The 1402-nt window shown below is 60.1% G+C and carries 1 protein-coding gene; it reads right to left on the bottom strand.

Annotated elements, in window-relative coordinates:
* The coding region (hpnJ, locus tag NE850_RS39330) for a hopanoid biosynthesis associated radical SAM protein HpnJ (RefSeq protein ID WP_310700423.1) at nt 1–1402 on the bottom strand (1402 nt) is incomplete at its 5' end.

Here is a 1402-nt window from a genome sequence, read left to right as displayed (position 1 = left end):
TCACGCCTCGTGGGCGCGCAGGAAACGGAAGAATTCGACGCCCTCGCGCAGGCGCCGTTTCATCATGTCCCAGCTCGTCAGCATCTCCCGCAGGATTTCCCAGATCTTCGACGGCCGGAAATAGAAACGCTTGTAGAAGTTTTCGAGCTGATGGTAAATCTCGTCGCGCGACAGATGCGGATAGCCGATCGCCGCCAGTTGCACGCCTGATTTGCTCACGAGGTTGATCACCTTGTTCTCTTCGAGCCAGCCGTTGTCAACCGCCTGGTTATAGAGCGTCGTGCCGGGATACGGCGCCGCGAGCGATACCTGGATCGTGTGCGGATTGATCTCTTTGGCGTATTCGATCGTCTTCTGGATCGTGTCCTGTGTTTCGCCGGGCAGACCGAGAATGAACGTGCCGTGAATCTTGATGCCGAGTTTGCGGCAATCGTCGCTGAAACGGCGTGCGATGTCCGTGCGCAGACCCTTCTTGATGTTCAGCAGGATCTGGTCGTCGCCCGATTCATAACCGACCAGCAGCAGGCGCAGGCCGTTTTCCTTCATGATCTTCAGCGTCGAGTACGGCACGTTCGCCTTCGCATTGCACGACCACGTCACGCCCAGTTGCCCAAGACCGCGGGCAATTTCTTCGACCCGCGGCTTGAAGTCGGTGAAGGTGTCGTCGTCGAACATGATCTCCCTGACTTCAGGCATGTTGTCGCGAATCCACTTCACTTCCGCCAGCACGTTTTCGACCGAGCGCGTGCGGTAGCGATGTCCGCCCACGGTTTGCGGCCACAGGCAGAAGGTGCATTTCGAGCGGCAACCGCGGCCCGTGTAGATCGACACGTACGGGTGCTTCAGATAACCGATGAAGTAGTTGTCGATCTTCAGATCGCGCTTGTAGACGGGCGCGACGAACGGCAGCTCGTCCATGTTCTCGAGGATCGGGCGCGCTTCGTTGTGCTCGATCGAACCGTCGGCGGCGCGATAGCTCAGACCCTGGATCTGCGCAAACGGCTTGCCTCCGGCGACTTCCTGACAGGTGAAGTCGAATTCCTCGCGGCAGACGAAGTCGATCGCTTCGGTAGCCGTCAGCGAATTGTGCGGATCGACGGCGACCTTCGCGCCCACCATGCCGATCAACACGGACGGTTTGCGCTTCTTCAGGTCTTCGGCGAACAGGGCGTCGGTGGGAAAGGACGGCGTGCTGGTGTGGATCACCACCAGGTCGTATTGCTGCGCAATGTCCAGCGTTTGGTCGACCGACAAACCATCTGCCGGTGCGTCGAGCACGCGGCTGTCGGGCACGAGTGCGGCGGGCTGTGCGAGCCACGTGGGATACCAGAACGAGCGGACTTCACGTTTGGCCTGATAGCGCGAACCCGCGCCACCATCGAAGCCGTCGTACGACGGCGCC

It is taken from the genome of Paraburkholderia sp. USG1, from assembly GCF_031570135.1.
GTDB classification, from domain to species: Bacteria; Pseudomonadota; Gammaproteobacteria; order Burkholderiales; family Burkholderiaceae; genus Paraburkholderia; species Paraburkholderia dioscoreae.
Note: the sequence above shows the minus strand (reverse complement) of the source record. Positions and strands in the feature narration are given on the sequence as shown.